The 6528-nt window shown below is 67.4% G+C and carries 5 protein-coding genes; 1 reads left to right on the forward strand and 4 read right to left on the reverse strand.

Translation table 11 applies throughout. The features are described 5' to 3' along the window. Positions 1-25 precede the first annotated feature (25 nt). From WAW85_RS04445 to WAW85_RS04455, 3 genes are all read right to left on the reverse strand, one after another. A complete protein-coding gene (locus WAW85_RS04445) occupies positions 26-1312 on the reverse strand; it encodes a threonine/serine ThrE exporter family protein (RefSeq protein ID WP_422558437.1) in 1287 nt (428 codons plus the stop codon). Between the two features lie 70 nt (positions 1313-1382). After that, positions 1383-2513 (reverse strand): linear amide C-N hydrolase, encoded by a 1131-nt coding sequence (locus WAW85_RS04450; RefSeq protein ID WP_422558438.1) that lies wholly within the window; start codon positions 2511-2513, stop codon positions 1383-1385. Positions 2514-2572: 59 nt separating this feature from the next. Next, positions 2573-3934, reverse strand: coding sequence for an FAD-binding oxidoreductase (locus WAW85_RS04455; protein ID WP_422558439.1), 1362 nt, complete (start codon positions 3932-3934; stop codon positions 2573-2575). A 93-nt stretch (positions 3935-4027) separates the two neighbouring features. On the opposite strand from WAW85_RS04455, the gene WAW85_RS04460 reads away from it, so the two are divergent. Then, positions 4028-4894, forward strand: a complete 867-nt coding sequence (locus WAW85_RS04460) for a DNA-3-methyladenine glycosylase family protein (protein ID WP_422558440.1) — start codon at positions 4028-4030, stop codon at positions 4892-4894. 201 nt (positions 4895-5095) lie between these two features. Here the strand turns inward: WAW85_RS04460 and WAW85_RS04465 are convergent. After that, positions 5096-6528, reverse strand: a 1433-nt coding sequence (locus WAW85_RS04465; protein WP_422558441.1) for a DUF222 domain-containing protein, incomplete at its 5' end; no start/stop codon positions are given.

A 6528-nucleotide genomic window follows, 5' to 3' on the forward strand; every position in this document is an offset into this window, starting at 1 on the left:
CCCCACCGTTCTGGTCTGGCCCGGGTCAGGCGGCAGTGTCCCTCTCCCCGGCACCCGCCGAGTGGGCCTTTCGCCACTGGCGAGGATGGATGATCACCGGTGCGATGACGCTGGCGAGCATCATGCAGATGGCCATGCTCAGCAGTGACAGCGAGGTGCTGGCGCTGAGATTGCCGAGCTGACGGTCGGCGGTGATGTCGCCGCTGAACGCCACGAAGCCCATGGACCCGGGCACCATCAGCCAGAAAGTGGGCATGTAGATCACCAGGACGCTGGGACGGCCTTTGACGTGAGCGTTGACGGCCGAGGCGGCCACCAGTGCGACGCCCATCGCGATACCGGCGGCGAAGGCCGAGTTCATCGAGGACTGCAGCAGCTGGGCGAGCCAGAAGGTGCCGAACGCGAAGACGATAGTCCAGATCCACAATCGGCGGGGCGTGCAGGAGTACAAAATGTTGCCGACAGCGAAGATCGGTGCGGCCAGCCACAGCACCCACGACGGAGCTTGTGCGCTGGTGACGTCTTGCAGTTGATTTGCAGACAGTCCCACGATGTCGATGGCCAGCGCCAGGCCGAAGGCCATCGACAGCAGCACCACCATCGTCGAGACCAGCCTGGATGCGCCAGCGATCATATCGCCGGCGGTGATCTCGATCAGCGCTATCGTCAAGCCCGCACCGGGGATCAGGGTCACCACCGGGATGACCGCCAAACGCACCGGGTCGTCCACGCCGCCGTGCACCGCCCACAAGGCGATGGCCAACGCGCAGAGAAAGGTCAGCAGAAACGGCATCAAGGCCGCCAGCATTCCGCGGAGACTGCTCCACAGCAAGACCATGGCGACCGGAATGGAGAGTCCGACGGCGAGTAGGGTCGCCGGCACGCTCATCCGAAAACAGAGCGCGAAGCCCAGCGCCTGCATCATGAAGCCGAAAATGCGGGCGACCGGTCCGAACAATGGTGGTGAGTCGGCGATCGCGCGGAGTTCGCGCAGCGCCTGCGGGATCGGCATTACCGCCGAGCGCAGTTTATCGACCAGCGAATCGGTCGCGGCCACCTGGTCGAACCGGAACGTCGAGCCAGTGCTGGCCACCGCGACCTTATTGTTCGGGGTGTCCAGCGCGATGATGTAGGTGGCAAACACTTCCGCCGAGATCTCGTTACCGTAGGTCTCGTTGATCTCGTGGATCACCTGCTTGGTTTGCGACACCGGGTACATCGACCGGTTCAGCGCCTCGCCGACGGACGTGATGAGCGTCAGCTTGTCATTGTCGCCGGACGGGTCGATCGACGCCGTGCGGTCTTCTGCCATCGGGAAACCTCACTCTGTTCGGTGAACTCGGTGCCGCCCACCCGGGCGGCACCGAGAAACTGCGGAGCGTCTACTCGGCGTCGATGAGTTCGGCCTTCTTCTCCATCACCAGGTCTTGCACGTCCTCGAGTTCCTTCGTGGCGGGCGCGGCCTTGGCCTTCGCCTTGCTGATCAGATCCTTGCCCTTCACCACCGCCTGCCCGAGCAGCTTGGCCTGTTCGATCGAGACGATGTGGAATTTGCGGTGTTTGGTGAACTTCTTGGTGACGTTGCCCGACAGGCCGCCTTCCACCTCGAGCTGGTCGATGAGGTTCAGCCGCGACTCACCGGAACCCTCGGAGAAATCGAGTTCAGGCAAGTCCACCCAGACGATGTTCGGGCGCGTCGTCGACTCGAAGACGTAGCGCAGGTTGGTCAGGTCGGCGACGGTCTGCCAGAGCGTCTGCGAGGCATCCGGCTTGCCCGGCTCGGGGTTGCGGAAGGGCTGGGCGGCGTTGCGGATGATGCTCATCATCGAGGCAATGGCCTGCACCTGCGAATCTGGCTGGGGAACATTCTTGACGTAGTACAGCGCACGGGCGAAGCGGTCGCGTGCATCGCACGTACCGGGGAGTGGAGCGTCGCCGCCGAGGTCGGCGTACTTCTTCACCAGCTCGAGTTGCTCGTCGTACTTCGGGGAGTTGGTCATCACCAGGTAGTCCTTGCTGTGGTGAATGTTCAACTCGCCGTCGATGTATTCGATGATCAGCGAATCGCCTTGGGCATCGTCGAGCGCGAGGTGGAGCGCCGGGTGGCTGCCACCGGTCGGGTCGGCCATCGGAACCACCTGCGGGTTGTGCTCGCGGGTCCAGTCGGCGGCTTCGGCGACGGTCGCGAAGTTGTCCAGGTAGTACTGCAGCCACACCGACATGGCCAGCTGGGGACGATCGGCGTCGGGCGTGCCGTACTCGGACTCGGCCAGCCACAGCACGTGCCCGGCGAGGCCCTTCTCGTTGACACCGTCGGCGGAGAGGATGTCGAAGACGCCCGCGACGACGCTGCCGTACTTGGCCGTCCAGCTCAGCTTGCCTTCGACGCGGTCGTTGCGCTCGATACCGCGCGGGAGCTTCCAGAGGTTGGTGCGCAGGTCCATGTGGAAGTCCATGTTCCGGCCGACGATGACCGCCCCGTCGGCATCCGGCCACATAACGCGAGTGCACATATTGCAGTTCTCTCTTCTACTAGGGATGAAGGGGGAAGCCCATCGTCTATAAGCCTAATTCACCCCAACTTCAGGACATGCGGGTTGAGTACGCGGCCCGGGTCCAGTGCGGCACGGATTGCGCCCATCGCGGCACGATCAACCGGGTCGCGACCGAAGCTGATCCACGGATTTTTGGCCCGGCCGATGCCATGTTCGGCGCTGATACTCCCGCCGAGATCCCGGATGAGTTCAAAGACGCGGTTGGTGGCGGCGTCGCGCTCATCGACGGGCGCATCGAGCAGATTCACGTGGATGTTGCCGTCCGCGAAGTGGCCGAAGCAGATCGGGCGGATAGTGGGGAACTCGGCGGCCAGCAACTCGGTGAGCCGGTCCAGGAACTCCTCCATGCGGCGCAGCGGAACGGCGACGTCGAGTTTGACCACCGGGGTGATGGTGGATGCGGCGATGGTCTCAGTGTGGCTCTCCCGGAAGCGCCACAGCTTGGCCGAGTGCCCCTCCTCCAGGACGGCGTCGATCAATCCTTCGCAGTCAGCGAGCACTGCGGCGGCCGCGGCAGCGACGTCGTCGGACCCGGAGACCTCGACAAGCACCGTGTAGGGCGCGGGCTGCGCGAGCGGCGGACGCAATCCGGCATGGTCGACGACGAGACGCATCCCCGCAGCCGTCATCAGTTCGGCGGCTTCCAGGGTGAGCCCGGCGCGGCCCAGCGCATCGCGTAGCTCCAGGGCCGCGGCGGCCGACGGCACTCCGGCCAGTGCGGTGGCGGTGGCGCGCGCGGGCGTCACCAGTCGCATCAGAACGCGGGTGATCACCGCGAGGGTGCCCTCCGAGCCGGTCAGCAGCCCCGGGAGGTCGTACCCGATGTTGTCTTTGACCAGCGGAATCCATCGGGTCAGCACCCGTCCGTCGGCGAGCACTGCCTCCACGCCAAGCACCCGGGATCGGGTGCTGCCGTTCTTGATCATCGCGATCCCGCCGGCGTTGGTGGCCACGATGCCGCCGAGCGTTGCCGACTCACGCGAGGCTAGGTCGGTGCCCAGAATCAGGCCGTGCGCGCGGGCAGCTTCTTGGGCGCGGGCGACGCTCACGCCCGCGTCGGCGGCGAGGGTGCGGCCCACCGGGTCCACTTCCTCGATCCGGTTCAGGCGCAGCATGCTCAGGACCACCTCGCCGTCGAGCGGAACGGACCCGCCGACCAAACCGGTGTTGCCGCCCTGCGGGACCACCGGCTGCCCGGCGCGGTAGCACGCGGCAAGCACTGCGGAGACTTCCGCCGTACTCCCCGGTCGCACCACCGCCACGGTGTGTCCCGTCCAGTAGCCGGTCCAGTCGGTCACGTATCCGGCGGTCAGTTCCGGATCGGTGAGAACGTGTGTGGGACCGACGATCGCGGTGAGCTCGTCGAGGAGAGTCGTCATGGCGCTCAGTGTTGCAGCCGTCCGCGGGTTCTCGAGCGCCAGCAGGAGAAATCGGACCGCGGTGCTCGCTGCACCGGTCGATAGACTCCGATCATGATCGAGCGGGTGTGGCGGCCGGGGTTTGCGCTCCAGTTGACGCCGATCCTCGGGGTGCATCGCCGCGGCGCGCACGACCCCGCCTTCCGCATCGTGCCGGATGGTTCGGTGTGGCGCGCAGTGCACACTCCCGACGGTCCGGGCACGCTTGCGGTGGCGATGCACGACGCCGAGGTAGCCGCTCGCGCATGGGGGCCCGGTGCCGGCTGGCTGATTGATCAGCTGCCAGACTTCCTCGGCGCGCACGACGATCCGACCGCGCTGGAGTTGGACACTCCGGTGCTGCGGCGGCTCGCGGGGCGTTCGCCCGGACTGCGGATCGGCCGGACCACGCGGGTGTGGGATGCCCTGGTGGCTGCGGTCATCGAGCAGAAGGTGACCGGGAGCGAGGCGTATCGGGGATGGCAGTATCTGGTGCGCCGCTACGGCGAGCCCGCACCGGGCCCGGGCGGCCTGACGGTACCGCCGCCGCGGGAACGCTGGCGGGAGATCACCGAGGCCGACTGGCATCGCAGCGGTCTGGAACCGGTCCGGATGCGCATCATTCGCCGGGCGGCGACCGTCGATGTGGAGAACAAGGTCGACGTGCTGACCGCCCTGCCCGGGGTTGGGCCGTGGACGGCCGCGCATGTCCGGATCCGGGCGCTCGGCGATCCGGACGCGGTCCCCTTCGGTGACTATCACGTGCCACGAATCGTCGGGCAGACCCTGATCGGGCGGCCGGTCGATGATGCGGAGATGACGCGTCTACTGGAACCGTATGCCGGGCAGCGCTACCGGGTGGTCAGGATGTGCGAGGTGGCGGGTCGATTCCCGGAGCGCCGGGGGCCGCGGATGCCGACGCGGGACTACCGGAGCTTCTGAACAGGGCGAGGTTGGTTTCGACCGAGGCCTTCTTCGTCGGCCTGCTCATCCAGCGAGGTATGGCGGCGGTGTGCTGAACCGTCGAGGTGTGGTGTCGACCTGCTCAACCAGCGGGGTGTGGCGGCGGCGTACAGAACCGAAAGAGTGTCGGGTCAGGCCTGATGGCCCGACCACGGGCCGCCCCCTGAAGGGGGCGGGTGGTCAGGCCGTCAGGTGTTGCTCGAGGATCGTCTCGACTCCGGATTCCCACTGCGGGGGCGCCGATTCGCCGGGCGGGTCGGTGTCGGATACGTCGCTCATGCGGGTGGTCAGGCCGGCGCCGTGGTGGCCGGTGGCGATTTTGTCCGGGTGGAAGATCGGGTTGACCAGCCACGGCCCGTCTCGTCCGACTGGCCGCCACCCGATCCGGCCGGTGTTCGGGCCGGTGGTCAGGACGGTCGATTCCCACTGCCCGGGCTGGGTCCCGTTCCACCGGTTGTGTTTGCCGCAGGCCCCGCCGAGCCGGTCGATATCGGTGCAGCCGCCGTCGGCCCAGTCGGGCATGTGATGGGCTTGAGTACGCACGAACGGCACCGCGCAACCAGGAGCAGTACACCCCCGGTCGCGCCCAAACAGAGCCAGCCGTTGGGCGCGTGAGGCGATACGGCGTCCGCGCCCCAGATACAGCACCTGCGAGGTAGCACCGGCGAACACTTCCATCCACGGCGTGATGGTGCCCGCCAAGTTCACCAGATCCCCGACCGGCAGACGGGTGCCGGTCGCGGTGACCGCGACCCCGGCATGGCGGGCCAGATCGGTATCGGAAACGGTGATCACCAACTCCGAGGCCAAACTCCCGCCGGGGGCCACCCCGGTCTGGGCGCGTTCCCATTCCATCAACGCCAGGAGCCCGTCATGATTGCGTTGCGAGGGCGTGCGCGTATCGCGCTCGGCCGCGGCGGCCAGAGCAGCCGGATCCAGGCCGGGTTGATCGGCCGCCCCGCGCGGGGACTCCGGATCGTCGGGATTGTTCATACCCAGGGCCGCCCACTGGGTCAGCATCACTTCCAGTCGGGCCCGAGCGGCCGGAGTCAGCCGGGCCCGAATCTTGCTCATCAACTGCCGGTCCTGCGGCTGCACACTGAATCCGCGGCGACGTTGCCGGTCGGTGTCCTCCGACAGCGCCCCGTCCGGGTCGAGCCACGCCAGGATCCGATGCCCGACCATCGCGACCCCGTCGGGGCCGAGGGTGGCCGCAGCCTCAGCGAGCGCGACCTCGGCGGTGGCCCGGTCCTCGACGGAGGCCGCCGCGGGGATTTTGTCCATCACCTCGGCGATCACCAGCACATTCTCCCGCCCCACCAGTCCGGCCGCGGCCGCCGCTTCGGTCGCCGGCAGTACGGGGTCGCGGCGCCCGCCGGTCATTGTGGTGAACCGCCCCAACTCCGTCGCGAGCACCCGGCGACGGCGGGCCTCACCACTACCGAGCCGCAGACCACCGGAGTACAGGGCCGGCATCGAGATGAATCCGGCTTTGCGGTAGCCGCCCCGGTCACTGAGTTCCACATACAGCGTGGCGTCGAAGACCTGCCGCCGCCGCAGCGTGGCTTCCCGCGCATCCAGTAGATCGAGCAGACCATCCTCCGACTCCGGCG

The sequence above is a fragment of the Gordonia sp. (in: high G+C Gram-positive bacteria) genome, assembly GCF_049299075.1.
Taxonomy (GTDB): domain Bacteria; phylum Actinomycetota; class Actinomycetes; order Mycobacteriales; family Mycobacteriaceae; genus Gordonia.

Excerpts from the sequence above, each read along its gene's own strand:
- WAW85_RS04445 (WP_422558437.1), bottom strand. The coding sequence starts at position 1,312 with ATGGCAGAAGACCGCACGGCGTCGATCGACCCGTCCGGCGACAATGAC.
- WAW85_RS04450 (WP_422558438.1), bottom strand. The coding sequence starts at position 2,513 with ATGTGCACTCGCGTTATGTGGCCGGATGCCGACGGGGCGGTCATCGTC.
- WAW85_RS04455 (WP_422558439.1), bottom strand. The coding sequence starts at position 3,934 with ATGACGACTCTCCTCGACGAGCTCACCGCGATCGTCGGTCCCACACAC.
- WAW85_RS04460 (WP_422558440.1), top strand. The coding sequence starts at position 4,028 with ATGATCGAGCGGGTGTGGCGGCCGGGGTTTGCGCTCCAGTTGACGCCG.